Annotated in this window: 28 protein-coding genes and 1 tRNA gene; 17 read left to right on the top strand and 12 right to left on the bottom strand. The window is 63.0% G+C overall.

Annotated elements, in window-relative coordinates; all coding sequences use genetic code 11:
• Positions 1 to 33: 33 nt before the first annotated feature.
• Both AC6LJY_RS22720 and AC6LJY_RS22725 read right to left on the bottom strand, forming a co-directional pair.
• Positions 34 to 1539: a ShlB/FhaC/HecB family hemolysin secretion/activation protein gene (locus AC6LJY_RS22720; protein ID WP_498136818.1), complete on the bottom strand. Its 1506-nt coding sequence runs from the start codon at positions 1537 to 1539 to the stop codon at positions 34 to 36.
• 298 nt (positions 1540 to 1837) lie between these two features.
• A complete protein-coding gene (locus tag AC6LJY_RS22725; protein WP_498136819.1) occupies positions 1838 to 2302 on the bottom strand; it encodes an Hpt domain-containing protein in 465 nt (154 codons plus the stop codon).
• Positions 2303 to 2612: 310 nt separating this feature from the next.
• On the opposite strand from AC6LJY_RS22725, the gene AC6LJY_RS22730 reads away from it, so the two are divergent.
• Positions 2613 to 3314, top strand: a complete 702-nt coding sequence (locus tag AC6LJY_RS22730; RefSeq protein ID WP_046806004.1) for a response regulator — start codon at positions 2613 to 2615, stop codon at positions 3312 to 3314.
• 85 nt (positions 3315 to 3399) lie between these two features.
• Here the strand turns inward: AC6LJY_RS22730 and ggt are convergent, their stop codons facing one another.
• Both ggt and AC6LJY_RS22740 read right to left on the bottom strand, forming a co-directional pair.
• Positions 3400 to 4995 carry a gamma-glutamyltransferase gene (ggt, locus tag AC6LJY_RS22735; RefSeq protein WP_104144043.1) on the bottom strand — a complete coding sequence of 532 codons (1596 nt, stop codon included), beginning with the start codon at positions 4993 to 4995 and terminating at the stop codon, positions 3400 to 3402.
• 27 nt (positions 4996 to 5022) lie between these two features.
• Positions 5023 to 6009, bottom strand: coding sequence for a Bug family tripartite tricarboxylate transporter substrate binding protein (locus AC6LJY_RS22740; protein WP_498136820.1), 987 nt, complete (start codon positions 6007 to 6009; stop codon positions 5023 to 5025).
• Positions 6010 to 6226: 217 nt separating this feature from the next.
• Here AC6LJY_RS22740 and AC6LJY_RS22745 point away from each other — a divergent pair, with 217 nt between their 5' ends.
• Both AC6LJY_RS22745 and AC6LJY_RS22750 read left to right on the top strand, forming a co-directional pair.
• Positions 6227 to 6883, top strand: a complete 657-nt coding sequence (locus AC6LJY_RS22745) for a GntR family transcriptional regulator (protein WP_046806001.1) — start codon at positions 6227 to 6229, stop codon at positions 6881 to 6883.
• Positions 6884 to 7147: 264 nt separating this feature from the next.
• Positions 7148 to 8416: an MFS transporter gene (locus AC6LJY_RS22750; RefSeq protein WP_046806000.1), complete on the top strand. Its 1269-nt coding sequence runs from the start codon at positions 7148 to 7150 to the stop codon at positions 8414 to 8416.
• Position 8417: 1 nt separating this feature from the next.
• Here AC6LJY_RS22750 and AC6LJY_RS22755 read toward each other — a convergent pair whose 3' ends face one another.
• Entirely contained in the window at positions 8418 to 9290 is an 873-nt protein-coding gene (locus AC6LJY_RS22755; protein ID WP_104144040.1) for an NAD(P)-dependent oxidoreductase, read from the bottom strand.
• Between the two features lie 219 nt (positions 9291 to 9509).
• Between AC6LJY_RS22755 and AC6LJY_RS22760 the strand changes: the two genes are divergently transcribed.
• The 4 genes from AC6LJY_RS22760 to AC6LJY_RS22775 all read left to right on the top strand — a co-directional run bounded on the left by AC6LJY_RS22760 (position 9510) and on the right by AC6LJY_RS22775 (position 13086).
• Positions 9510 to 9938 (top strand): PaaI family thioesterase, encoded by a 429-nt coding sequence (locus AC6LJY_RS22760; protein ID WP_046806026.1) that lies wholly within the window; start codon positions 9510 to 9512, stop codon positions 9936 to 9938.
• A gap of 112 nt (positions 9939 to 10050) precedes the next feature.
• A complete protein-coding gene (locus tag AC6LJY_RS22765; protein ID WP_498136821.1) occupies positions 10051 to 11280 on the top strand; it encodes a CaiB/BaiF CoA transferase family protein in 1230 nt (409 codons plus the stop codon).
• A gap of 28 nt (positions 11281 to 11308) precedes the next feature.
• Positions 11309 to 12283: a Bug family tripartite tricarboxylate transporter substrate binding protein gene (locus AC6LJY_RS22770; RefSeq protein WP_370512766.1), complete on the top strand. Its 975-nt coding sequence runs from the start codon at positions 11309 to 11311 to the stop codon at positions 12281 to 12283.
• Between the two features lie 20 nt (positions 12284 to 12303).
• Positions 12304 to 13086, top strand: coding sequence for an enoyl-CoA hydratase (locus AC6LJY_RS22775; RefSeq protein WP_498136822.1), 783 nt, complete (start codon positions 12304 to 12306; stop codon positions 13084 to 13086).
• A 61-nt stretch (positions 13087 to 13147) separates the two neighbouring features.
• Here the strand turns inward: AC6LJY_RS22775 and AC6LJY_RS22780 are convergent, their stop codons facing one another.
• Complete coding sequence (locus AC6LJY_RS22780) at positions 13148 to 14065, bottom strand: LysR family transcriptional regulator (RefSeq protein WP_120156441.1); 918 nt, start codon at positions 14063 to 14065, stop codon at positions 13148 to 13150.
• Between the two features lie 127 nt (positions 14066 to 14192).
• On the bottom strand, positions 14193 to 15650 hold the full coding sequence (locus AC6LJY_RS22785) for a phospholipase D-like domain-containing protein (protein ID WP_498136823.1): 1458 nt from the start codon (positions 15648 to 15650) through the stop codon (positions 14193 to 14195).
• A 173-nt stretch (positions 15651 to 15823) separates the two neighbouring features.
• Here AC6LJY_RS22785 and AC6LJY_RS22790 point away from each other — a divergent pair.
• A tRNA-His gene (locus AC6LJY_RS22790) sits at positions 15824 to 15899 on the top strand.
• 91 nt (positions 15900 to 15990) lie between these two features.
• On the opposite strand, the gene AC6LJY_RS22795 is transcribed toward AC6LJY_RS22790, so the two are convergent.
• The 3 genes from AC6LJY_RS22795 to AC6LJY_RS22805 are packed head-to-tail and all read right to left on the bottom strand — an operon-like array spanning position 15991 to position 17784.
• Complete coding sequence (locus AC6LJY_RS22795; protein WP_498136824.1) at positions 15991 to 17046, bottom strand: tyrosine-type recombinase/integrase; 1056 nt, start codon at positions 17044 to 17046, stop codon at positions 15991 to 15993.
• Positions 17043 to 17267 (bottom strand): DUF4224 domain-containing protein, encoded by a 225-nt coding sequence (locus AC6LJY_RS22800; RefSeq protein WP_498136825.1) that lies wholly within the window; start codon positions 17265 to 17267, stop codon positions 17043 to 17045. Before AC6LJY_RS22800 ends, AC6LJY_RS22795 begins: the two co-directional genes overlap by 4 nt.
• Positions 17268 to 17310: 43 nt before the next feature.
• A complete protein-coding gene (locus AC6LJY_RS22805; protein WP_498136826.1) occupies positions 17311 to 17784 on the bottom strand; it encodes a hypothetical protein in 474 nt (157 codons plus the stop codon).
• Between the two features lie 11 nt (positions 17785 to 17795).
• Here AC6LJY_RS22805 and AC6LJY_RS22810 point away from each other — a divergent pair, with 11 nt between their 5' ends.
• The 8 genes from AC6LJY_RS22810 to AC6LJY_RS22845 are packed head-to-tail and all read left to right on the top strand — an operon-like array spanning position 17796 to position 23685.
• The gene (locus tag AC6LJY_RS22810; protein ID WP_498136827.1) at positions 17796 to 18500 is read left to right on the top strand and encodes a hypothetical protein; all 705 of its coding nucleotides are present in this window, start codon (positions 17796 to 17798) and stop codon (positions 18498 to 18500) included.
• Position 18501: 1 nt separating this feature from the next.
• Positions 18502 to 19995 (top strand): DUF2612 domain-containing protein, encoded by a 1494-nt coding sequence (locus tag AC6LJY_RS22815; RefSeq protein ID WP_498136828.1) that lies wholly within the window; start codon positions 18502 to 18504, stop codon positions 19993 to 19995.
• An 11-nt stretch (positions 19996 to 20006) separates the two neighbouring features.
• Positions 20007 to 20906 carry a hypothetical protein gene (locus AC6LJY_RS22820; protein ID WP_498136829.1) on the top strand — a complete coding sequence of 300 codons (900 nt, stop codon included), beginning with the start codon at positions 20007 to 20009 and terminating at the stop codon, positions 20904 to 20906.
• Between the two features lie 8 nt (positions 20907 to 20914).
• Positions 20915 to 21325 carry a hypothetical protein gene (locus tag AC6LJY_RS22825; protein ID WP_498136830.1) on the top strand — a complete coding sequence of 137 codons (411 nt, stop codon included), beginning with the start codon at positions 20915 to 20917 and terminating at the stop codon, positions 21323 to 21325.
• A 47-nt stretch (positions 21326 to 21372) separates the two neighbouring features.
• Positions 21373 to 22563, top strand: coding sequence for an acyltransferase family protein (locus AC6LJY_RS22830; protein WP_498136831.1), 1191 nt, complete (start codon positions 21373 to 21375; stop codon positions 22561 to 22563).
• Positions 22564 to 22623: 60 nt separating this feature from the next.
• Positions 22624 to 22932, top strand: a complete 309-nt coding sequence (locus AC6LJY_RS22835; RefSeq protein WP_498136832.1) for a hypothetical protein — start codon at positions 22624 to 22626, stop codon at positions 22930 to 22932.
• A gap of 1 nt (position 22933) precedes the next feature.
• Positions 22934 to 23212 (top strand): hypothetical protein, encoded by a 279-nt coding sequence (locus AC6LJY_RS22840; protein WP_498136833.1) that lies wholly within the window; start codon positions 22934 to 22936, stop codon positions 23210 to 23212.
• Positions 23209 to 23685, top strand: coding sequence for a hypothetical protein (locus AC6LJY_RS22845; RefSeq protein WP_498136834.1), 477 nt, complete (start codon positions 23209 to 23211; stop codon positions 23683 to 23685). The genes AC6LJY_RS22840 and AC6LJY_RS22845 overlap by 4 nt, the downstream gene beginning before the upstream one ends.
• A 375-nt stretch (positions 23686 to 24060) precedes the next feature.
• Here AC6LJY_RS22845 and AC6LJY_RS22850 read toward each other — a convergent pair whose 3' ends face one another.
• Both AC6LJY_RS22850 and AC6LJY_RS22855 read right to left on the bottom strand, forming a co-directional pair.
• Positions 24061 to 24762: a hypothetical protein gene (locus AC6LJY_RS22850; RefSeq protein ID WP_498136835.1), complete on the bottom strand. Its 702-nt coding sequence runs from the start codon at positions 24760 to 24762 to the stop codon at positions 24061 to 24063.
• 263 nt (positions 24763 to 25025) lie between these two features.
• Positions 25026 to 25244: a hypothetical protein gene (locus AC6LJY_RS22855; protein ID WP_498136836.1), complete on the bottom strand. Its 219-nt coding sequence runs from the start codon at positions 25242 to 25244 to the stop codon at positions 25026 to 25028.
• 356 nt (positions 25245 to 25600) lie between these two features.
• On the opposite strand from AC6LJY_RS22855, the gene AC6LJY_RS22860 reads away from it, so the two are divergent.
• Positions 25601 to 25792 (top strand): hypothetical protein, encoded by a 192-nt coding sequence (locus AC6LJY_RS22860; RefSeq protein ID WP_485801646.1) that lies wholly within the window; start codon positions 25601 to 25603, stop codon positions 25790 to 25792.
• Positions 25793 to 25897 lie beyond the last annotated feature (105 nt).

Consider the following 25897-nt stretch of genomic DNA (forward strand, 5'->3'; position numbering starts at 1 on the left):
CTTGTGGCGCGCCGCGTCGCAGGTGGGTAAGACTCAGAAGTAGCGGGTGGCCTGCACCCAGAATTGGGGTTGGCGGTCGGTTTTTGCGGCGCCGCTGCCTTGGCGCCAGGGCCACGCGGCGCTGACATTGACCAGGTGCTGGGCACCGCCATGCGCCACGCCCACGCCGAACGCACTTAATGATTGACGGTTGGGTTCCGCCGTCCATGCACGTTTGTTGACCTGGACGGAGCCGGTGTCCACGAAGGCCGAGAACTGCAAGCCGGGCAAGGGCAAGTAACGCAGTTCGCCCGTGGCCTGCCAGCCCTGGTCGCCGCTGGCGGCGCCCGGTGCGTAGGCGCGCACGCCATACGGGCCGCCCAGGCTGAATTTCTCGGAGCTGTCCAGGTTTTTGCTGGACCATTGCGAGCGCATGCGGGCAAAGAACTGAACAGGGCCGGATATGCGTTGCAGCCGGCTCATTCCAAGGTTGAACACGCCGAAGCCGCCGCCGGCGTGCTTGACGAAGCGATCCTCGCGCCGCTGGGCGTCGTCGCCAAAGCGCAGGTTGCCGCGCGACACCGCCAGACTAAGGCCGTTGCTGGCGCCGCCCCACAGCGTGTCGTTCAGGCTGGCGTTGACGGCGGCGGTCCATAGGCCGATGCGTTGCGCGCGCGACAGATTGAAGTAGTCGTAGTTGTCGCGCAGGCGCTTGTGTTCGTACTGGAGCGTGGCCTGGACGTTGGCGTCGCGGCCGCGCAGCAGGGTTTGCCGCAGGTAGGCGTTGGTGTTCTGCGCCTGGCCGTGCGCCTCTAGCGCGGCGAACTCGCGGCCCAGCTCGTACCGCATGTTGGAAGCGCCCGCGCCGATGCGGGTGGACCAGGGGCCGACGGGCACCTGGAAATCAAGATGGTAATAGCGCTGCCGACGGTCGCTGGACAACAGGCGCACGTCGAACTGGTCGCCCAGGCCCAAGGGGCTGTTGATGCTGGCGGCCGCGCTCAAGCGATATTCGCCGGTGTAGGCGCCGCCATAGTTGTCGGCGTCGATGCTGCCCGCGATCCAGGGGCCGGGCTGCGCGTTGACGATCAGGTCGGTCTCGCCCGTGACGGCGCCCGCGCGCAAGGTGCCGATGGCAACGACACCGGGCAGGTCGTTCAGGCGCAGCAACGCGCTGTCCAGAGCCGCGCCTTGCACCGCCGTGCCGGGGGGCAGGGCGTCAAGGATGGGGCTTAACGCACCATCGCGCGTGCGCGACGCGTTGTTCAGAATGACCTGACCGTACAGCCCTTCCATGACGCGGATGCGCACGACGCCGCCGTCGATCTGCTGCGGGGGCAGGTAGGCCCGCGCAAGCAGGTAGCCGTGCGCGTGGTAGTGCTGGGAGAGGCGGGCGGCGGCTGCGCGCAGCCCTTCCAGGCCCTGATGGGTTCCGATCACATCAACCAGCAGCGCCTGCAACGTTGCGTTGTCGTAGACATGGTTGCCTTCCAGCTGGAAGGCTTGCACCAACACGGTGGTGACTTTGCCGGATTCGGCGTCTGAGTCCGGCGCGGGCATTGCGCCGGCCGGGCCGCCTGGCAGTTTCAGCGCGGGCGCGGGGGCGGCGGGCGGCGGCGCGGGGATGGTCGATTCCAGATCGCGGAGGGAACGACCGGCGTCGGGGATTTGCGCATGGGCGGGTCGCCCGCAAAGCCATGCCGCGGACAAAGCGGCAACGATCGCCAAATGGGGAATGGGCAGCATCGAACCACTATACGAATGGCGACGCACTCAATCTTTACGACGAGTCTGAATTCCTGATGTGACGATTACGAATTTCAAGAACTTGCGTCGCCGCGTCGCGCCCTTGGCGGCGTCAGGGCGACTTGGCTTCTTTGGCCATGCGTTGGCAAGACGCGCCAAATTCCAATAGGGCATCACCAAGCTGCTCAACAATGGCGTCCAGCGATAAGGCATGGCTGATGGGTGCCGCGCAGGCTTCGCTGAGCACGGAACACAGCCGACTCAGTTGCGCGTCGCCCGTCATTTGTGCCGCGCCCTTGATCCGATGGGCAAGCTGGCGCAATGCGGGTCTGTCATCGCGTGCGTGCAGTTCGCAAAGGCGCAGCATATCGATGTCGTTGGCCTTGACGAACGCGTGCGCCAAGGCGCGGACGCGGGCCGGATCAGCACCGGTCAAGTCCGTGATGGTGCGGACACGGCGTTCATGGCGCCGTTGCGCCGTACTTGAGGCAATGGGCGGACGGCCGCCGTTTGTAGGGGGCGACGCGCCATTTGGGCTTGCGGGTCGCGCAGGGTCTTCGTTGTTGTTTTTGTTCATGGGCTTGCTGACTGGGCCTGTTTCACCGCGGCATCAGACGACGATAATCGCGAAACCTGGCCCGGCGTGATGGGGATACGTCCGACTCATGCGCCGGAACGTTGCGCATCGGATACTTTCGTAGTATTCCTATTCTCTTATTGGCTGTACGGCAGCACTATATCGGTCTATCGATATAGTGGCTTCACACGGCGTACACCCATGCAAATCTGCCGATGAAAAAAAGAACTTGCTTGCGTCGGGCGCTATTCCCGCGTGCAAGGCTATATGTTGCCCGGGGGCTCCCGATGTGGAAGAGGGAAATGCAGCAATGTCATCACGATACATTCGCGTGATCGTCGCCGACGACCACCCCGCCGTGGCGCTGGGGGTCAGCTATGAATTGGGGCTGGACCCGGCCATCGATGTCATCGGGTGCGCCGAAAACTCCACCGATCTGGTCGCGCGGCTTGAAACCCAGCATTGCGACGTGGTCGTGTCGGACTACACCATGCCCGGCGGCAAGTACGGCGACGGCCTGGGCCTGATCGCGCTGTTGCGGCGTCGATACCCCGCGCTGCGCGTGGCGGTGCTGACCATGATCGACAACCCCACGCTGATCCGCGCGTTGCTGGCTTACGAAAATCTTTGCGTACTGAGCAAATCAGATTCCACCAGCCACATCATCAACGCCGTGCACGCCATGTACCAGGGCAAGACCTACTACTCGCCGACCATCAAAGAGATGATCGTCAACCAGGCGTTTGTGCTCGGGCGGGCGCGGCTGACCAAGCGCGAAGCCGAGATCGTGCGCCTGTTCTGTGCAGGCGCCACCGTGACTGAAATTTCGCAGATGTCGCATCGCAGCGTGCAGACGGTCAGCTCGCAAAAGCGCAGCGCCATGCGCAAGCTGGGCATCGAACGCGACGCGGATCTGATCCGGTACGGCGCCGACGCCGTTCAAAGCCAACTGGGCGAAGGCGGCTTCCCCGCGCTGCCCCGGCCGGACAAGCCAACCTGGAGCTCGGCCTGAGCTCAGGCCGCAGCCGGGGCAGGCAAGCCGGGCCGAAGCGCGAATTGCCTTCGGCGACGGCTTCAGCCCTGAAGCCGCCCTGCGGTCAGAAGCCGACGGCTTGCCCGTCGCGGCGCGAGTCCGACGCCGCGATATAACCGCCTTGGGGCAAGCGGCAAATCAACTGCGCCGAGCCGAATTCCAGGCTGTCCACCGGCGCCACCGCCACATTGTGACCACGGTCGCGCAGCGTCTGCACCACGTCTTGCGGCAGGTGCGATTCCACATTCACCACCGGGCCCTTTTCAACGCGGAAGCGCGGGGCATCGCTCATCGCCTGCGGGTTCTGTTTGAACGCGGCCAGACGCGTGACCATTTGCAGGTGGCCCTGCGCCTGCATCGATCCGCCCATCACGCCAAACGACATCAACGGCTGGCCGCCACGCGTGACAAACGCGGGAATGATCGTGTGCATGGGCTTTTTGCGCGGCGCCACCTGATTGGCGTGGCCGGGCGTCAGCACGAAGTTCAAGCCACGGTTATGCAGGCTGATGCCGGTGCCCGGCACGACCACGCCTGAACCGAAGCCGTGATAGTTGGACTGGATGAACGACACCATCGTGCCGTTCGCATCGGCCGTGGTCAGGTAAACGGTGCCGCCGGTGGCGGGCGTGCCGGCGGTGGGTACGCTGGCACGATCCATCGAAATCAGCCGTGCGCGTTCGGCCAGGTAGGCGCGGTCCAGCAGCGCCTTGGCGTCCGTGCGCATGTGGCGCGGGTCGGCCACATGGTGATGCAGGTCGGCGAACGCCAGCTTCATCGCTTCGATGCTGACGTGGTAGTAGTCGGCGCTGTCCACACCCATGCCTTCCAGGTCGAACTGTTCTAGCATGCCCAGCGCCATCAGCGCGGAAATGCCTTGGCCGTTCGGCGGAATTTCATGCAGTTCAACGTCGCGGAAGGATTGCGAAATGGGGGCGACCCATTCCGGACGATGCTCGGCCAGGTCCGTGGCGCTGAGAGCGCCGCCCGTTTGGCTGGCAAAGTCGGTGATCTTGCGGGCGAGTTCGCCCAGATAGAAGCTGTCGCCGCCGCTTTCCGCAATGGCGCGCAGCGTCTTGCCCTGTGCCGGAAAGCGCCACCATTCGCCTGCTTGCGGTGCACGGCCTTCGGGTAGAAAGGCCTCGGCAAAGCCGGGCTCGTGCGCCAGCTTGGGCGCTTGCGTGGCCCATTGGCGCGCGATGGTCGGCGACACGGGGAAGCCTTCTTCGGCATAGCCGATGGCGGGCTCGAACAGTTTGGCGAAGGGCAGCTTGCCGAAGCGGTCGGACAGCGCCTTCCAGCCGGCCACCTGGCCGGGCACGGTGACGGTGCCCCAGCCGGTGCCGGGCATGGCGTCGCGGCCGTTGAAGAAGTCGGGCGTCCACGCGGCGGGCGCGCAACCGCTGGAATTGAGGCCATGCAGTTGGCCGTTGTGCCAGACCAGCGCGAACATATCGCCGCCGATGCCGTTCATGACGGGTTCGACCACCGTCAGCGCAATCGCGGTGGCAATGGCGCTGTCAACGGCATTGCCACCGGCCAGCAACATGCGTAGCCCCGCCTGCGCAGCCAGCGGCTGGCTGGTCGCGACCGCGTTGGCGGCCAGGACCGGCATTTTTCGGGAAGCGTACGGAAAAGACCAATCGAAGGAGGGGGACATGGATGCTGGAAACTCGTGGAGTAAGGGTTACTGCGGGGTGATGCCGGCTTGGTCGATCAACTGCTTGGTGCGCGGAATTTCGGCCTTGATGAAGGCGGCGAATTCGGCGCGGCTGCCGCCACGCGGTTCGGCGCCCGCTTCGGCGAGCTTACCGCGCAATGCCGGATCCGCCAGCACCTTGTTGACGGCGCGGTTCAGCTTTTCAAGAATCGGCTCGGGCGTGCCTTCGGGCGCGACCAGGCCATACCAGGGGGCGATGTCGTAGCCCGCGTAGCCTTGTTCGGCGATGGTGGGAATGTCCGGCGCCAGCGAGGAACGCTTCGAGTTGGACATGCCCAGCGCCAGCAGCGAACCGCTCTTGACCTGCGGCAGGCCCGTCATGATGGTGTCGAAATACATCGATACCTGGCCGGACAGCAGGGCGGGGATGGCTTCGCCCGCGCCCTTGTACGGCACGTGCAGGATGTCGATGCCGGCAATGGACTTGAGCATTTCGCCCGCCATGTGCGACGTGGTGCCGGTGCCGAACGACGCGTAGGTCAGCTTGCCCGGATTGGCGCGCGCATAGGCCACCATTTCGGGCAGCGTCTTGAAGGGCTGCTGCGGATTGGCCAGCAGGATGTTGGGCGTGTAGGCCACCAGGGACACCAGCGCGAAGGCGTCCGGGTCATAAGCCAGACGTTTCTGCAGGAAGCGGTTGGTGACGACAGCGGCCGGGCCGCCCATCAACAACGTGTAGCCATCCGGTGCGGAACGCGCCACCGAGGCGCTGCCGATGGCGGCCGCGGCGCCCGGGCGGGCTTCCACGACAAAGGGTTGGCCCAGTTCGGTGGCCAGCGCGGCACCCAGCTGGCGCGAGATCAGGTCCGTGGCAGAGCCGGCCTGGAACGGCACAACAATGCGCACCGGGTGCTGCGGCCAGTCGGGGGCGGGCGCGGCGGTTTGTGCGCCGGCCTGGGCGGCGAAAGCGGCTACGGCCAGGCCGGCCAGCGTCCGGATGAGACGAAATTTCATTGGATTCCCCTTGATCGCGTAATGGAAAGCTTGGGCTTGCCGGGCGGGTCTGTTGCCCGTTCCGGCGCGTGACAGGCCTTGCGACGCCGTCCGCAAGCAATTAGACGGGACCGTGCCCCGGGCGACCATTGGTATTTGCATCCATGGATCACTGGATCCAGTTTGTGTTATTTTTGCGTTTATCTATCATGGCGGCTTTCCAAGCCCGGGGACGACAATGCTGCAATTCCAGAAGACAGCGATCAGTGCCGAAGACGAGGCTTATCTGCATCTGCAACGCGAAATCCGCCTGGGCAACTATGCGCCCGGCCAGCGCCTGGTGCCGGATGTGGTCGCCACCGAGATCGGCACAAGCCGGATGCCCGTGCGCGGCGCCCTGCGGCGGCTGGCCTCGGAAGGGCTGGTCGAGATCCGCGCCAATCGGGGCGCCGTCGTGCGCGGGCTGAACCAGCAGGAAATGCTGGAAGTGTTCGAGATGCGGTCCGTGCTGGAAGGCCTGGCCGCGCGCAATGCCGTGCTGCACATGAGCGCCGAGCACGTCCGCCGCCTGACCAATATGCTTGAGCAGCTGGACCAGGACGCAAGCGACGATCTGGATTGGACGACCGCGCATCGGGAGTTTCATGAATACCTGTGCAGCTTCTGCCAGAAACCGCGACTGCTGCGTCAGATCTCGGAACTGCATTCGGTGGTGGAACCTTATATGCGCTTGTGGGCGGCGCAGCCCGGCCGCGTACTGCGTGTGCGGGAATCGCATCAAGAACTGATCGACGCCCTGCAAACGCGCGACCCCGCCCGTTGCGAAGCGGCCATGCGCCAACACGTGTTGAACACCGTGCCCGCGTTGCAGGCGTTCCTGGAAAAGAAGGCGTAACACCGTCTGGCGTTGCCTGCCTTGGCGACGCAATGGGCGAATGCCCGCTTACCGAACGAATTTTTCGGCCCCGCAACGTGATCCCCGCTTATAGCCAGGAGTAATATGTTGCGTCCGGCCGGCCCCTGGCCACCGGCAAGAACACGCCGATTCGTGCCGCGTCCTTCTCACCCGTGTCGATAGCGGATTTTGTCCGCGCGTTCCCTGCGGTGTCTGTAAGCCCTGGCGCGCCTGCGGCTACAAGAAGACATCGAGGAGACGGTTGTGAACAAGCAAGAGTCGGGCGGCTGGTATTTCGGCTGGAACATCGTCGGCGCCGCCGCGGTTCTTACCCTGTTGACGGTGGGCCTGCGCATGGGCATCGGGCCTTTTTTCCTGCCGATGGCGGACGGGCTGGGATTTTCGCGCAGCCTGCTGTCGGCCATCGTGGCGGTGGGCATGCTGTGCTACGGGCTGGCCATGCCGCTGGCGGGTTACCTGGTCAGCGTGCGCGGCACGCGCTTCGTGCTGCTGACCGGCACGGCCATCGTCGTGGCGTCTTCGCTGTGGACGGTGTTCGCGCGTGGCCCCATTGAGTTCCTGCTGTCCTTCGGCGTGGCCTTGTCCGTGGGCCTGGCGTTTACCAGCCCCGTTGCGTTGACGCCGGTCATCAGCCGCTGGTTCACGCGCCAGCGCGGCATGGCACTGTTCTTTTTGTCCACCGGGTCCATGGCGGGCATCGCCTTGATGACGCCAACGCTGACCTTTGCGATCGCGGCCGTGGGCTGGCAGGAAACCCTGCTGGCCTTCGCCGTGCTGTTCGCCTTGCTGACCGTGCCCGTCGCGCTGTTCATCATGCGCGACAACGCGCCCGAACACACCGACCTGCTGCCGCACCAGATTCCGGATCGAAAAGTGTCGGCCGCATCCTCCACGCCAGGCAAAGCGCCCGCACCGAACGTGCGCGACGCGTTGCGCACCTTGCCCTTCTGGCAGGTGGCGCTGGGCCTGTTCGCCTGTGGCTACAGCATGAACCTGCTGGGTACGCACGGCATGCCCATGCTGATGGACCACGGGTTCGACGCCACCACCAGTTCGCTGGGCATCGGCCTGATCGGCCTGGTTGCCATCTTCAGCACGCTGGTGCTGGGCCGCATGTCCGACCAGGTTGAACGGCGCAACATCCTGGCCGCCATCTACCTGGTGCGCGGCCTGGGGTTCTTCGCCCTGGTCATGGTGGGCGCGCACTGGGAACTGTATGCGGCGGCCACCATCGGCGGCATTGTGTGGGCGGGCAGCATCGCGTTGTCCTCGGCCATTCTGGCGGACGTCTACGGCATCCGGCTGGTCGGCGTGCTGTACGGCCTGACGTATCTGGGCCACCAGGTCGGCGGCATGATCAGTTCGTGGCTGGGGGGCTGGGCGTTCGACACGTTCCACACGCACTGGGTTGCCTTCGGTTCGGCGGGCGTGCTGCTGTTGATGGCCGCGGCCATCTCGCTGCGGTTGCCCGGACGCGGCCTTGCGCCCGCCCCGGCAACCGTGGGACGCTGACCTAGCGGTCTTTCAGCAACGTCACCAGTTCGGGCACGTAGCGTTCGCCACCGCCTTGCGTGACGGCCTGGTCGAACGTGTGCTGCACGGCGGCGCCGATCTCGCGCACGGCGCCGGCCTCGGCTGCCATGGTGTTGTAGTAGGACAAGTCCTTCTGCGCGTTCGACATGAAAAAGCGCAGCGACGACGGGTCCTGTTCCAGCAGGTACGGCTTGATGCGTTCCAACGCCACGCCGCCGCCACCGCCCTTGCTCAGGACTTCCGCGAACACCGCGGGGTCGATATCCGAACGCAGCGCGCACGCCGCTGCTTCCGACAGCAGCGCGACGACACCCAGCGACACGTAGTTGTGCAGCAGCTTCATGCGGTGCCCGGCGCCGATGGGGCCGGCATGCGTGATGTTTTCGGCAAAGCAGGCCAGGATCGGCTTGCATTCTTCAAACAGCGCGGCGTCGCCGCCCACCAGCAGGTTCAGCCTTCCTTCGGCGGCTTCCTTGGGCGTGCGCGTCATCGGCGCATCCAGAAAGCGGCCACCCGAATCCGTCACGGCTTGCGCGACCTTGATGGTGGACGACGGAATCGCCGTCGAGCAATCGATGATGACGGTGCCTGCGCGCAGGCCTTCCAGCACGCCGCCTTCGGCCAGCAACACGGCTTCGACCTGCGGGCTGCCCGTTACGCACAGGATGATCACATCCGACTGCGCCGCCAACGCCGCGCCGCTGGTCACGCTGGCCGCGCCCGCGGCTTTCAACGCGTCCAGGGGCTGATTGCCCGGATGTTCAAGCACCGTCAACGCATGCCCGTGCTTGACCAGATTGCTTGCAATGCCATGGCCCATAAGGCCGATACCCACCATGCCGACTTTCGCCATCGTTTACTGCTCCTGCCAGGTATAGGAATGTTGTGGCGTAAATCTTACTCTTAGATTTCCACCGGAACGAAGCCCGTCGGTGCTGGGGCGGCGCCCGGCGCGCGATACGCCCCGCTTCGTTCGCTGCGCGTACACCTCTTGCCGCCGGCCATGTTCGCCGGGGCCGGCTTTGCGGTACTTTCAGCCATCCAATGTCGGATTGCCATCGATTTTCCCGCCATGACTGAATCCATCCCCGAAGGTTTTGCGCCGTGGCGCCCCAGCAGCCCGTTCATGACCCATCTGGCCGACCTGGGCGCGCTGTACCGGCGCGACACGGACAACGTGCTGGCGCTGCGCGTCAACCACGCGCACACCAACATGCACGGCATGGCGCACGGCGGCTTGCTCGCCACCTTGGCGGATAGCGCGCTGGGCTTCACCATTGCCGAACAGGCGCAAGTGTCGATCGTGACCGTGCAGATGTCGGTGGAATACCTTAGCGCCGTGCAGCCCGGCGACTGGCTTGAAGCCCATGTGCAGATCGACAAGCAGGGCAAGCGACTGATCTACGCCCATTGCCTGTTGCGGGTCGACGGCCGCGTCATGCTCAAAGCAAACGCCGTGTTCGCCGTGCGCGCCGCGCCCTCGCCGGTGTCCGACGGCTAAGCGTTCGACTGCGCGTTGAATGCTGTCGAACGCAGCGTTCGAAACATTCAACTCCTCGTGGGACGAGGGCGCGAACATAATTCTCCGAAAGCAGTTGAATCACGGAGACACTATGCTTCACAACGCCCTCTGCGGCATCAAGGTCGTGGACCTGTCGCGCATTCTTGCCGGCCCCTGGTGCACGCAGAACCTGGCCGACCTGGGCGCCCAGGTCATCAAGATCGAACACCCCACGCGCGGCGATGACACGCGCGGCTGGGGGCCGCCCGACTTGCGCGCCGACGACGGCAAGGCGGCCATGTCGGCCTATTTCATGGCGTGCAACCGTGGCAAGCAGTCGGTGGCCATCGACTTTGCCTCGGAGGCGGGCGCGGCCCGCGTGCGCGAACTTGTCGCCGACGCCGACATCCTGGTTGAGAACTACAAGGCCGGCGGCCTGCGCAAATACGGCTTGGACTACGCGTCGCTGGCGCGCATCAACCCGCGCCTGATCTACCTGTCCATTACCGGCTACGGCCAGTCCGGCCCCATGGCGGACAAGCCGGGCTATGACTACGTGTTCCAGGGCATGGGCGGCTTGATGAGCTACACCGGTCAGCCTGACGGTACGCCCGGCGCCGGCCCCTTGCGCACCGGCGTCGCCGTGGTGGACCTGATGACGGGCATGTATGCCACGACCGCCGTGTTGGCCGCCTTGCGCCGGCGCGACCTTACGGGGCAGGGCATGCCGCTGGACATCTGCTTGCTGGATGTGGCCGTGGCCATGAACGCCAACCAGGGCGCCAACTACCTGGCGTCCGGCGTGGCGCCCCAGCGCAGCGGCAACGCGCATCCCAATTGCGCGCCCTACGAAGTGTTCGCCTGCGCCGATGGCCATTTGATTCTGGCGATTGGCAACGACGCCCAATTCTCGCGCTTTTGCGGTGTGGTCGGTCATCCCGACTGGGCATTGGATACGCGCTACGCCACCAACAGCGCGCGCCTTTTGCACCTGGACAGCCTGCGCGCGCAAGTGGCGCAAGCGTTGGCCGGCGCGCCCCGCAAGCATTGGACCGACGCGTTCGACGCCGCGGGCGTGCCATGGGGGCCGATCCACACGCTGGACGAGGTCTTTGCGCATCCGCAGGTGCGCCACCGCCAATTGGTCCAGGCCACCGTGCATCCCGTGCTGGGCGACATGCGGCTGGTGCGCAACCCCTTGCTGGCCGGCTCGCCCGCCAACGCGTTGGGCGCCGCGCCGCCTTTGCTGGGCGAACACACCGACGCGGTGCTGGGCGCGCGGCCCCACGCCATGCCGGTCGGCCACACCGACGCCGCGCCGGGCCGTCCGCCCACGCTTTGAAGACCTGATTCATCCCGAGGAGACAACAATGACAATCATCAAAAAAATACCGCTTGCCATGTTTTTTGCGGGCCTTGCCGTACCCGGCCTGGCCGCCGCCGAGTATCCCGACAAGCCCATCCGCCTGGTGGTGCCGTATGCCGTGGGCGGCACCACCGACATCATCGCGCGCGTCGTGGGCAACAAGCTGGGCGCGCAGCTGGGCCAGTCCGTCATCATCGAAAACAAGCCCGGCGCCGGCGGCAGCATCGGGTCCGCCTACGCGGCGAAACAACCGGCCGACGGCTACACGCTCGTGATGGCGGTAGAAAGTTCGCACGCCGTCAACCCGAACGTCTACGCCAAGAGCCTCTACGATCCGGTCCAGGACTTTGCCCCCATCAGCAACCTGGCGGACGTACCCAACGTGCTGGTCGTGAACCCGGCGTTGCCGGCGCAAAATCTGACGGCGTTCCTGGCCTTGCTCAAGGCCGATCCCAACAAGTACGCGTTCGGCTCATCCGGCAATGGTGGCTTAAGCCACATGAATGGCGAACTGTTCATGAAGACGACGGGCACGCGCATGCTGCATGTGCCGTACAAGGGTCTGGGGCCCGCGTTGAACGATCTGGTGGCCGGGCAGGTGCAGGTCGTGTTCGACAATATTCCGTCGTCGTATCCGCTGATCCAGGCGCAGCGCATCCGCCCCTTGGCCGTGGCGGCCCGCGAACGGCTGAAGGTGTTGCCCGACGTGCCGACCTATGCCGAAGCGGGGTTGCCCGCCATGAACAACCCGTCATGGTTTGGCTTGGCCGCACCCGCCGGCACGCCCGCGCCGGTGCTGGATAAATTGAATGCGGCCGTGCGCCAGGCCCTGGCGGACCCGGCAACGGTAGACGCCATCGAAAGACAGGGTGCCGTGCCCAGCCCGATGTCGCGCGACGCATTCGGCGCGTTGATCGCGCAGTCGTACGGGCATTGGAAAACGGTGGTCGAAGACATCAAATTTCAGAAAATGCAGTGACCGGAGCGCTTGTGAACACCATGAATCTGTCCCTTCCCCACGCCGACGTCCGCATTGACGCGGCCGGCATCGCCACGCTGACCATGCAGGACGCCGGCGTGCTGAACATCTTGAGTACGCCCGTCATCAATGGCCTGCGGCACGCATTGTCCCAGTTGAGCCACAACAAGGCGGTGCGCGTGCTGGTGCTGCGCGGCGCGGGCGACCGCGCCTTCGTGGCGGGCGCCGATATCGCCGAAATGGCCGCGCTGGATGCGTCCAGCGCCCAGCGCTTCATCGCTAATCTGCGCGACCTGTGCAACGCCGTCCGCCACTTTCCCGTGCCGGTCATCGCGCGCATACCCGGCTGGTGCCTGGGCGGCGGGTTGGAGTTCGCGCTGGCTTGCGACTTGCGCATCTGCGCCGACGAAGCGCAGTTCGGCATGCCCGAGGTCAAGGTCGGCATCCCCTCGGTGATTCACGCGGCGCTGATGCCGCGCTTGATCGGGGCGGCCCACAGCGCGTGGATGCTGTTGACGGGCGAACTGATCGACGCGCGTCGCGCACAGGACTGGGGGCTGGTCAATGCCGCCGTGCCGCAGGCGCAGCTGGACGAAACCGTCTACAAGCTGGCGCAGAGCTTTGCCGCGCTGGGGCCGGAGGCTCTGCGTCAGCAGAAGAAACTGTTGCGCCGCTGGGAAACGATGTCGGTGGACGACGCCATCGAAGACAGCGTGGCGGAATTCGGCGCCGCCTTCAATACCGGCGAACCGCAGAAGTTCATGAACGAGTTTCTGACCAGCAAGCGGCGCGGCAAGGGTTGAACTGGCGTGAACTGCGCTGGGCCGGCCTGAGCTGGGTTGAGGTGGGTTGAGCAGGGGGGGATCAGTCCAACCCGCCGCGCGTCGCTGCAACGATCGGATCGTCCAGCAGATACTCGGCAACCTGCTCCACGAAGGGTGACAGGGGCACGTTGGCTTGCGTCACCAGCGTCAATTCACGGCGCGCCCAGGGTTCGCTGATGGCCACCGCCGCAATGCGCTGTTCACGCAGCGCGGTGGCCGCAACGCTGCGCGGCACCAGCGATACGCCCACGCCGGCCTGCACCATGGACAGCACGGCGTCGAAGGTGTGCACGTGGATGCGCACCTTGGGCGTCTTGCCCGCCAGCTTGGCCATGTCGCGCAGGAAGATGTAGTTGCTGCTGGCACGGCTCATGCAGACAAAATCCAGGTCCAGCACCGCCGGAAAGCGCACCGGCGAATGCTGCGCCACCGGGTGGTTCGGCGGCGCCGCGATGATCAGTTCGTCGATGGCATAGCGCACCGCCTGCACGCCGGCCGATTCGGCATGACCGGCAAAGATGCCGATATCCGCTTCCTGGCCCGCGATAGCGGCCTCGATCGTGGTGCTGGAACGTTCTTCCAGCAGGATGTTCACGTTCGGATTGGCCGACAGAAATCGGCTAAGGCTGGGCACGATAAAGCCGTTCAGCGAACTGCTGTTGGCAAACAGCTTGACGCTGCCTTTCAGGCCACTGGCAAAGCCGCTGACTTCGCCGTGCATACGTTCTACGCCGGCCAGCAGCGACCGCACGTGCTTGAGCACAAACGCGCCTTCCGTCGTCAACTCCATCCCGCGTGCTTCGCGCTTGAACAGCGGCACGCCCATCGCCGCTTCCAGATTCTTCAGGCGGTAGCTGGCGGACGAAGCGGTAAGGTGCACCGTATTGGCGCCGCCGGACAGGCTTTGCGCCTCGGCGATGGCAAGGAACAGGCGCAGGTCGGTCAGTTCATAACGCATCGTGCAGAAAGGTTCGGCGGTGTTGGGGTTGGCGCGTGTTGTTGGCGCGTGTTGTTGAAGCGTGTTGTCTAGGCGTGTTGTCTAGGCGTGTTGTCTAGGCGTGTTGTTGGCGCGTGTTGTCGAAGCGTCACAAATACGGCGTAGCCAGCCAGATGACCTTGTTGCGCAGCCGTTTGGCAAACGGCGCCTGGGCCAGGGTGTCCAGCGTTTCCGGTTTGGCATGATCGATCAGCGCATCGATGCGCTTGCCGATCCAGCGTGCCACGCCGGGATCATAGATTTCGGTGTCCAGCTCGAAATTCAAGCGCAGGCTGCGCGGGTCCAGGTTCGACGAACCGACGTAGGCCCAGGCGTCGTCCACCGTCATCAGCTTGGAGTGGTCGAACGTGCCCACCGCCCGCCAGACATGGCAGCCCGTGCGCACCACCTGGTCCAACTGCGCCGACATGGCGTAGTCCACCAGCCGCAGATTGTTCTTGTCGGGGATGACGATGTCTACGCGGATGCCGCGCCGCGCCGCCGTAGCCAGCGCGCCGATCAACGTCTGGTCAGGCAGGAAATAGGGCGACTGGATGCGCACGTGATGCTGCGCCACTGCCAGCGCGCCCAGCAGCATATTGTGTGAGCTGCCCAGCGCGCGGTCCGGGCCCGACGGCACGCAGCGCATCGGCACGTTGCCAGTCGGCGGCAGCGCGTGCGGGTCGAACCACGGGCGCGCGGGCAGCGATTCGTGCGTGGTGAAATTCCAATCGTGCGCGAACACCGACATCAGCTGCGTCACGATCGGCCCCTCCATGCGGAAATGCGTGTCGTGATTGACGGCCTTGCCCGCCAGCGCCGTCACAAACGCCGCCCGCACGTTCATGCCGCCCGAAAAGCCCACGCGTCCATCGATAACCAACACTTTGCGGTGGCTGCGCAGATTGGCATAAGGCATGCGCAGCACGCCCAGCGGATTCGTCATGAAGCGCGCCACGGGCACGCCGCCGCGCGCCAACATGCGCACGATGGGCGGACGCGAATACTTGGAGCCGATGGCGTCGATCAACACACGCACCTGCACGCCGCGCCCTTGCGCTTCTATCAGCGCTTCGGCCATCTCGCGGCCGATCTCGTCGTTATCGAAGATATAGCTTTGCATCGCGATGGCGCTACGCGCTTCGCGTATGGCCTGCATCATGGCCGGATAGGCTTCGTCCCCGCCGTCCAGCGGCTGCACCGCGTTGCCACCCAACAGCCGAAACCGGCTGACGCGATCCCCCAGTATTTTCAGCGACGCAAACTGCGTACCGGATACCGCCGCCACATCCACCGGCAGGGTATCCACCTGCTCGGCATCCACCACCATGGTCTCGTCGCGCAACTGCGACACCCGCGTCTTGCGGATGCGATTAATGCCGGCCACAAAATAGAAGAGGGCGCCAAACAAGGGGGAAAACAGCGCCACCCCCACCCACCCAATCGCCGCCCGCACATCCTGCTTGGTCATCGCGGCATGCACCGCCGCGCCCGTCCCCGCCACGATGCTGATGGCAAAGACCAGATGAGGCCAGTAATCGATCAAAATTGCGTGTATGCGATCCATAGCAATGACGTGAAAACCAGCCTTGGTAAGTGAGCCATGCGGAAGAATAGCAAGGTGCGTGGTATTGGCAATGGAAAGGCAAAAGGGGGCTTTTGACACGCAGAAAAAATATGCTATAGTTCGGCCTCTTCGTTGTTGAGCTTCTTTTGAAGCACGGCAAAGAAGCACCAGAGGTGGCTGTAGCTCAGTTGGTAGAGTCCCGGATTGTGATTCCGGTTGTCGTGGGTTCGAGCCCCATCAGCCACCCCAAAGAATTCCTTAGAAATCAGCCGCTTAGAGCGGCTTTTTTCTTGCCTGTCGAATTTGAAATGGTGGCAAGATCCGACTTTGGTGGCATGCGTCAGGCGCTGCCCTTGATCTTGACCACGCGCCGGCGGTCATAAACCCGCCGGGTTGTGGCCGGATTTGCGTGTGTTTCCGGGTTCTCGTCGCGGTCCACCAGCACCGTCACGTAGTAGGCGCGCAGGTCGTGGAACGTGAACCGCTCGCGCCCTGGCACTGCCACCCAATCGGCCATGATTTTGGACCACAGCGCCTTGAAGCCTTGTTCGCTATAAGGCTGTCCGTCGCGGTTCGTGAACACGAACATCGATTCCGGGATAGACGATTTCCCGTCGCGCGCTTTGCGATCCAATTGCCCGAGCTCCGCGAATAGCTGGCGCAGCGCCGGCGTCCACTCGATCAGCCCTCGGCGCAGTGCATCGCCCGCCTTAGCTTTCGCAAACCCTACGACAATTCCGTCCTGACCCAAATCAGTCTTGCGCAGGCTCAGAAATTCCGCGCGGCGGCGGCCGGTGAGCGCGATGAACTTGGCCATCAGCCCGATGACGTGCGACGACGGTCCCTTGTTCGCTGCCGTCGCGCAGAACGATTCAATGTCGGCCCACGAAGGGCAGCGCGAGCGTGGACGCTCTTTATTCCGGCGGACTTGTCGGCATGGGTTTGCCGTGGCGTAGCCGTGCTCGATACCGAATTGGAACGCCGAGGCGAGCAATGCCATTTCTCGGTTTGCCCGGACAGGTGCGTCCGCACGCTCTACGCGCAAATACCGCGCGATATGTGGCGGCTTGACGTCTTCGACCGGCATCGATGCAAACCGCTCCAGGACTTCCCTACTGGACGCGATGTAGTCTTCCTGCGTGCGTTGGGCCAGGTCGTTTTTAAAGGCGCCGCTGGCCATGTATTCACGCATCAGTTCGCCCACGGTTCCTGTGTCCGGTGCACGCCTCTCCATTTCCAGAACTCGCTTGATTGCTTCGGCGCGGTCGTGGCCAAGGTTGATGTATTTCCGGTCGTAGGTGTAGTACCGGAACGTCCACCCGCCTTTCGCACGCGGCCTCGCGTCCATGCGGGGCAACAGACCCAATTTCAAGTGTTTTGTACGCTTAGCGATCATGGCGCGCATCTCCAATTTGGTTCCGCCCCTCGTTTGGGCCGGCGCTTCTCTTCGCCGGACAACCGTGCATCATGGTACTCGCGCAAAACGCGCGGCCATTCGTTGCCAGCGGGTTGCGCGAAAGGCCATCCGTTGCGCTCCAGCCAGCGGCACGTGGCCGCGCGCGTAACATAGCCGGTAAGCTCTTTGAGCTCCTCCGGCGTGAGGTAGTTGGAAGCCATTTATTGTTCCATCAATGAGTCACAGGTTCGGCTTGTGCGTGCTTTATGATCCACGTCCGCCTCCGTCCGTGCGGGGGTGCTGGATGATGTGCCGGAGCGCCATCGCGTCCCACCATGCGTTGTGTTGGACCGCGTCGGATAGCGTTGTCGGGTAGGCGTCCACGCGGTGGATCTCGAACGAGAGGTGGGGTACGGCAACCATTTCACCCGGGGCCGTGATGATGGCTTGGCAGAAATAGCGCACGTCGTCTGGCCAATCGGTGTTGATGTGCGGGGCGGGATCGCCATGCAGGAACTCAGCGATGCGGTATGCGCCGCCATGGTGACGGCAGTTGACGACCGTCACCGGGAAGGGCACCGCGCGCAGGATCGGAACGACGTTCTCCCGTACCCACGGCTGCTGCGCCGCGCTGTCCGTGTAGACCAGATACAGCGACTGCCCATCCTCGCGCACCAGCGCAAGGGACAGCAGCGGGCCACCGAAGCCGTCGAACTCGGTATCGAGGTAATAGTTCACTCGCTACCCCCTTGCTTCCGCGCGGCCAGGGCTTTGCGAAGATCGGCGCAAAGGCTATCTGCGCGACCGCCGCCGGTTTCAAGCCAGCTAATCGCCTCTTCCACCAGACCATGGAACCGCTTGGCCGCACCCTTCGCGCAATCCCCGCCGTCCTTGTCAGCCTGGGTCTTTTTGTATGCTCGGATGGCGTCGTGCGATATCGGGCCTACGAGAACGACACCAACGCGACGGATTCAAATGGAATCCCCTCGCACAGCATCTCGATGGTCGTGGACGGCGGTGACGCGCAGGCGATTGCCAACGCGATTGCGGCGAAGAAGACCCCGGGAACCGGAACCTATGGGACCACGACCGAAATCGTTACGGACATCTACGGAATCGCGCATCCGATCAGCTTCTTCCGGCCTTCGAGTGCCCCCCTGACGGCTGCCGTGACGATCAAGGCGCTGACCGGATACTCGACGACAGTGGGCAATGCCATCAAGCAGGCCATCGCGGACTACGTGAACGGCGTGCAAATCGGCGGCGGCGCCAGCGGATCGGTCGAGTGGGGCGACGCGATCACCGCGGCGAACTCTGTCGGTGGCGGGGTGGTGTTCAAGCTGGCAGCACTCACGCTCAGCGGCCCCGGTGGCGCGGGATCTCCCGATGTGGCTCTCGCATTCAACCAAGCGGCGAGCATGACTGCGGCAAACGTGACGCTCACGGTGACCTGATATGGCAGATGTCGAAAAGTACCTGGACCTGATCACGGCATTCCATCGTGGGAAGCCGAAATTCGCCGCAATGGTCGAAGCGGTATCGCATTGCTTCGTCGGCGCACAGGACAGCTACGGGCAGATGGTACCGGCGTACGACCTCGACGACGCGGTCGGTGTTCAACTGGATGCAGTCGGGGAGTGGGTGGGTATTTCGCGCAACGTGCGCACGCCGCTGGAGGGCGTGTATTTCTCGTTCGACATTGCTGGCTTGGGCTTCGAACAGGGCGTCTGGCAAGGCCCATTTGATCCGGACACTGGCGTCACATCGTTGGACGATGACACCTATCGGATCTTGATCCGGGCCAAGATCGGGGCGAACCACTGGGACGGAACTTTGGAATCGTCGGCCGCCATTTTGAACAGCATATTCTCGGCGGGGACCAGTCCCATACCGGTCAATGCGAACGCTGAGCCGTTTGGTACCGGCGATGGAGCAACAACGCAGTTTCAGCTGAAGTACCAGGGGCGCCCGGTCTTTCAGGTCGGCAGCGCCACAATATTCAGGAATGACCGGCAGGGGAATCAGCGGCAGTACCCGACGCCGCGCACGAATCTGGTGCTGCGGAGCTACGCAACCTCAGTAGGATGGGACGGTGCTACTGGGAGGGTTCTCACACCAAACTCAGGTTCTGCGCCGGACGGGTCAACAAATGCGGGCTTTCTGGGCGTTAGCACCACTACTAGCCCGTATGTGTACCCGGGCACATCCAGCAGCATGGCTTACGTGGCGGGTACTCGCTACACCGCCTCGGTTTGGTTTAAACGCGACCCAGCCATGTCAAGTAAGCAGGTGCGGTTGCTTTTGCATTCGGCGGCCTTTGGGTCTCATAAAGAAGTCTATTTCAACGTTCAAACCGGCGCTGTGGTTGGCGGGAGCGGATCGTCCGCGCCTCAGGGCTTCGGATCGACGGTCTATCCCGACGGCTGGACCCGTGTATGGGTGAGCGATACCGCTTCGGTGACGATCAACACCTACCCGCCGTTGGTATGGTTCAACGGGAATATCGCTCCGGGAGAAAGCGTCACTTTTTGGGGTTTGCAGCTGGAAGCTGGGCCGGCTCAAACAGCGTATATCGAGACATTAGGTGCGCCTGTCACTGTCACCGACTATTCCGCCTCGCCCACCGGCCTGATCACCATGGGCCAGGTGCCCACCACCGGCGCGGCGCTGACCTGGACTGGCGACGGGCAAATCTACCCGGCTGGCACCTACGTTTTCATCCAAGACAACGGCGATATGTCGATCGACATTGGCATCGCCGGCGAACGCCCGTCGGCGGTGTTTCTGGCACTGCTGACCGGGGGCTACATCCCTATAAAGCCCGAGGGTGTGCGCGTGAACTACTTCATCGTTCCCGACGTTGACGGGCCGCTTTTCGGATTCGATGTGAACAACCAATACATTTCGGGCTTCGATGTTGGAGCCTGGGGTGATCTCTATCCAAGCTGAAAGGAGCTTCCGTGGCTACAAATGACTTTCTCCCCTTTGGCACCGGCGCGGGGGCCAATGTCCTAACGCAGGCCGACTACTTGGCGCTTGGCGCCCGGTTGAGCGGATTTCAGTCTGGCGTCGCAAAGTCAAACGAACTCAACAAGGTCTGGCGACAGTCGAGTGCCATATCTGCCGTGGTTGCTCAATTTATTGCAGACCGCACCGGCTCGAATGTCGTTGACGACGGCAATCTGACGGCCCTGGAGACGAACCTGATCGCAGCTATCGCGAACGTGCCCAGTCAAGGCATTACCACGTTGACGGGTCTGTCCAACGCGAATGTGACATTGACGGCTGCGCAAAGCGCCAACCCGATTATCACTTTCTCCGGAACGCTGACGGCAAATATACAGATTATTTTCCCTAGCTTGGCGCAAGAATGGCTGGTGATCAATAACACCACTGGGAATTTCACTTTGACGTGTAAGACCGCAACCGGATCTGGCGCGGCCGTTGCGCAGGCGGGGGTTGCCCTCGTTTATACGGACGGGACCAACGTGGTGGCGCCGCAGCCATTTCAAGTTGGTAGCGCAGTACAAGCTGGCCACGCCGTCCAGTTCGGCCAAGCGTTCGGCCTCGGCCAAACATGGATCGATGTTACGGCAAGCAGGGCTGCGGGGGTTACCTACACCAACAGCACCGGCAAACCCATCATGATCTCAACGAGCGTCACCGGCTCCGTGGCGAACAGTACCGTTGCGGTGGCACTGCTGGTCGGAAGCGGCCCGGGGTTGAGCAGCAACAGTCTTGTGACGAACGGGACGCCAGGAAACTGGAGCCTTAGTTGTACTGGGGTTGTGCCCCCTGGGCTGACTTACCGATTGAACGTCACCCAAGGCACCTTGTTGGGCTGGGCAGAACTTCGATAGGAGTAATCATGAAATATTTTAAGTATCACGACGACGTCATGGCTTACGAAGACGACGGTTCCCAAGACGACCTCATTCCAATTGGCGCCACCCCCCTCAATGAAAGCGAAGCATTGGCACTTGTGAGCCAACCGCTGACCGCAGATCAGATCAAAGCCAACAAGACCGGGGTTGTTCAAAAGCTCCTGGACGATCAGGCGCGAGCACTTGGGTACGAGAGTATCAACATCGCGATCACTTTCGCTGATGAGCCGGCTGTGCCCAAGTTCCAGAAAGAGGGGCAGGCCTTGCGCGCTTGGCGTAGCCTGGTGTGGGAAAAGGCAAACGAGCTGCTGAGTCTCCTGGACGACGAGTCTGTATCCATCCCGACAGACAGCGAGCTGTTGCACCAAATGCCCAAGTTCTCCCTGAGCGAATAGACCTCGCGGTACCTATATAATGCGAGCCACATCGGAGGAGTGAAAGGGTGGCAAAAGACGCCAGTGCGGATGGGCTTAGGGGGCTAGCAGCGGTTAGCGTTGTGGTCTCTCATATGATCCTGGCGTTCTTTCCCGCTGCGTTCACTCATTACTTTGCTTGGGTCGCAGCGCCGGGAGCGATTTACGGTCGCGTGGAGAGCATCTTGGCCACGCCGGCCATTTCCGTACTTTGGAACGGCAGCTTCTCGGTATCGATATTTTTCGTCCTGAGTGGCTACGTTCTCACAAAGAGCTTGGTCGAAAAGCAGGATTTGGCGATCGCCCGGTCTTTGGCTGCTCGTCGGTACTTTCGCTTGGCCGGCCCAGTTCTTGGGAGCGCGCTATTCGCGTTTGGCCTCATGAGCCTGGGGCTGTATCACTCGGTCGATGTCGCCGACATAACATCGTCTGCGTGGCTCAAAGGCATGTGGAATGTCACGCCGAACTTCTTCCAAGCTGTCAGAGAGGGGGTGTTCGGCGCGATTTTTCGCGGAGAAGTTTCATACAACCCGGTCTTCTGGACCATGCGGATCGAGTTCATCGGCTCGCTGCTTATCTTGGCATATCGTTGCCTTACCCTGAGTCGGCGCAGCCAAGTGGTCGGGGCGGCGATCTACATCATCCTCACAGTGTCATTCGCGCCCGGCGAGTGGGTTGCGTATCTCGCTTTTTTGCTTGGAACCCACCTCAATGATCTGCCAGCTTCAAGGCGCCGCGGTGTGTTGTACTTGCTGGCGGTGATTGGCTTGTACCTTGGCGGCATCGACAGCTCTTGGTTGTATGGGTGGCTCGGATATATCCCGGTTGCGGCGCCAGACCGAAACGGGGTATTTGCCGTCCTGGGGGCTGCCATGCTCGTGTATGCCGTCAAATCGGGTGCCTTCTCGGGCTTGTTGAGGAGCGGCCCCGTTCAGTTTCTGGGTCGGATCTCATATTCGCTCTATCTCGTCCACCTACCAATCATCTTAAGTGTGGCCTGCGGCTCATACCTGTGGTTCGTGGTTGACCAAGGATTTGGTCGGACCGCGGCCGCCGCGATGGCATTTGCTATAGCCTTCCCAACCACGATCGTGGTCGCCATCGTATTTACACGGCTGGTCGATGAGCCCTGCATCAAGCTTGCCAAACGAATCTTCCCCTCGCGGGAGTCTTCGCCGACATCTGGAAAGCCCGGTCAAGACTTGGCGCCAAGCGCGTGAAGTCAGAACTAAATAAGCAACCCGCTACGGCGGGTTTTTTTACGTCTATAGGGGACGCGATTGAACATCCAAGACTTCGACGCCCTCGCGGCAAAATTTGCCGGCGTGCTTGGCGCGGCGGTGTCCATGCGATACCTGCAAGGGTCCTGGCCCGCGCGCCTGAGTATGGCCGTCAGTGGGTCGCTCGTGGCCTATTACGCCTCGCCTTACCTCTCGTCGCTGTTGGGCATCCCGGAAGGGCTAGCGGGCTTTCTGACGGGCATGTTCGGCATGGCCATCGTCTCGCGCGGTTGGGAGGCGGTACAGGTAGCGCCCATCGGCGCGTTGTGGCAGGCCGTGATTGACCGCGTGCGCGGGAAGGGAGCCTGACATGGACACCAAGATCTATATCACCTTGTGGGCGGTCATGGCGTTCGTGTGCTGGCTGGTGGTCGCCGGCGGCGCGGTGCTGGCCGTGTTTTCCAAGTCGATCAACGACACCACGCTGGAGCGCGTGGGCCTGGCCGCCGTCTGCCTGACCGCCACCGGCGCGGCGTGCCGCATCTTTGTGGCCGGCTGGGCCAGCGCAGGCGATGCGGCGCTCGCGGCTTCGGCCGCCTTCTACGTGGCCGCCGTGACGGCCAAACATATCAGGACACCGGAGCCATGAACCTATCTGAGATCATCAGTACGGGCGTCGATCCCGCGCTGGCGCTGTTGCCCGCCAAGATGGACACGCCCGCCGCGCGCGTGATGCTGCTGGCGATCGGTCTACAGGAAAGCCGCTTCTTGCACCGCCGCCAAATCGGCGGGCCGGCGCGCGGCTTCTGGCAATTCGAGCGCGGCGGCGGCGTGGTCGGCGTGCTCACCCACTCCGCGAGCGCGGCGTTGGCACGCCAGGTTTGCGAAGCGCGCAGCGTGGCGCCGACGTCCCCGGCGGTGTACGCCCAGCTCGAAAGCGATGACGTGCTGGCGGCGGCCTTTGCGCGATTGCTGCTTTGGACCGATCCGGCGCGGTTGCCCGCCGTGGCTGACTCGAAAGGCGGGTGGGATCTGTACGCCCGCACGTGGCGGCCCGGCAAACCTCACTCGCAGACTTGGCCGGCCCTGCATGCCCAGGCCGTGGCCGAGGTGACCCCATGAGCGCGCTGTCCACCGTGGGCCGCCTGGCGGGATGGAAGGGCTACGCGGCGGCCGCGCTGGCCGGTGTCGTCGTGTTGGCAGTTGCTGCCGCATGGGTCAGATGGTACGGCGGCAGTCAATTCGAGGCTGGTGCTTTGGCCAAGCAAACTGAAATTGAGCAACGCCAGGCGGCAATCGAGCGCGCGTGGCAGGAGGAACGAGACCGTGCTGATGCCAAACACCGCGGCGCCGTCCTGGCGCGAGAAGCTGCTGAAAAGACTGCTGTCGCTCAGCGTGGTCGCATTGACGGGCTGCTGCGCCAGCTCGCCCAGCGGCGTGCCGAATCTGCCAGCGCCAGCGGCGGATCTGATGCAGCCGGCCCCGACTGGATCGGAATTATTGGATCGTGTGTCGGACGATATGAGGAGTTGGGAAAAGATGCTGCTCGATGGGCTGACCAGGTGAACGGTCTCCAGGGCTACATTCATGCATTGCGGCACCCTCCCACACCGGCGCGGGACTCTCCTGGGGGGCCTTAGGCGCGCTTCCAGTCACGCCGAACGCAAGGAAGCTAATGCCAATGATGGCGCTAATCCCGCCGATCCATCCGCACACTGTGGCGCCAACTACAAAGCGCGATCCAGGCTCACGGCCGCGCTGCATTTTGGGAGACGTGGCGGTTTCATTGTCGATCAAATCTTTCCACGAGGTGGCCGCGCGAGCGGAGGCTATCCTGGAGCGTGAGTCTTTTGCTCGACGATGATGAGCTTCCGCATTCAACGCAAAGTCGATAACTGCCGCAAGCAAGCCGACGCAAAACGCAATCACTGAATAGCTGGCCATCTGGTTCTCGCCACGCCCGGCCAAAAGCGCTGTTGCGCCAGCCACCCCTGCCACGTTGGCAATGGCAATGTGCTTTACGGCTTCGAGAATCCAAGTATCGCGTCGTTGATCTTGGCTGAGTTCGTATTCGCGCCAAGCCTCTATCGTGGCGGCTGAATTTCTCTTAAACCATTCCAGATGTGTGACGAGACCAGCCGCGCTAAGTCCCACATGCTCATTGGCCTCTGCTAGAACACTGTCTGCGAACTTCAGCATGCGAAGAGTATCCACACCATGTTCGATCGACCATTTAATCGCGATGGCACGGGCGGCGTCCTGGGAAATTGGCTGATCTTCTGGTCTTACTCCGAACACGGTGACGTCCTAAAGTGGCAGGAATAGTGAGAACGATCTTGTCGTTTGGTAGCGTTCAGCCTACCTCCGGCGGTTACATTGTGCCACTGACATCGGTTGTCCTTGTTCCGCCTACAGCGCCTATCTCCTATCAAAGGAAATTCCCCTGCGCAGCGGCCTCAAACCTAGACCATCTCCGCCCGCTCGGCCACCCAAAACCAACTGCTGAACTTGCCGCGCTTGGCCTTCTGCTTTCGGAAGGTAACGCGCACGGTGCGCAAGTGGCCGGCCTCTATCACCACGTCGTAATCCCGATCCTCGGCGCCGGCCGCCGGCGGCAGTGTCTTGGATGCCTGGGCGATGAATGGGCCCGGCACCTGGGCCAGAATTCCGTTTTCGGTCATGGTGGTCGTGTTGCTGGATGGGCGTCCAGTATATGGCAGCGGAAAATTGCGGTGGCGACAGCCTGGAGAACCGCATGAAATCGTGGTCTATTTCCCCTGCCATGCCACCAGTTTCGCCCTGTTACCCGCATAAACCTTAGAAATTGCGCCGGATTGTGATTCCGGTTGTCGTGGGTTCGAGCCCCATCAGCCACCCCAAAGAATTTGTCAAGAAAGGCGCTTAGGTCATCCTAAGCGCCTTTTTTGTTTTTGATTTTCCCGGAGTCTTGCCGGACGGCTTAGTCCAACAGCGTCTTTAAAAAATCCCGCGCTTGTGGAAAGATTCCATCGATTGTGTCGTTGCATGTGAGGAGCCGATGAGCGATACCCAGCAGCCTGGCAAGGGAAAACAAAAGGAAATGGAGACGGATATCGTCCGTCGCGAAAAGCCGGTGGATCCCGCCCAGGATCCTACCCAGGAAACTCCTCAGGAAACCGGCCAGAACAAATCTGCGGAAGACCCGCCGCGCAAGATGCGGTGGCCTGCCGATTTTCCGGGCAAACACTGAACGACCGCGCCGTCTCGGCGGCCCGTCACGCGCGCGGGCAAGCATCGCCCCGCCCAGCTCCTCCTGAAGCCGCGACCCGTTCTGCCATAGCCCCCGTCAGGCATG

Source organism: Achromobacter sp. RT286_PF, assembly GCF_059760425.1.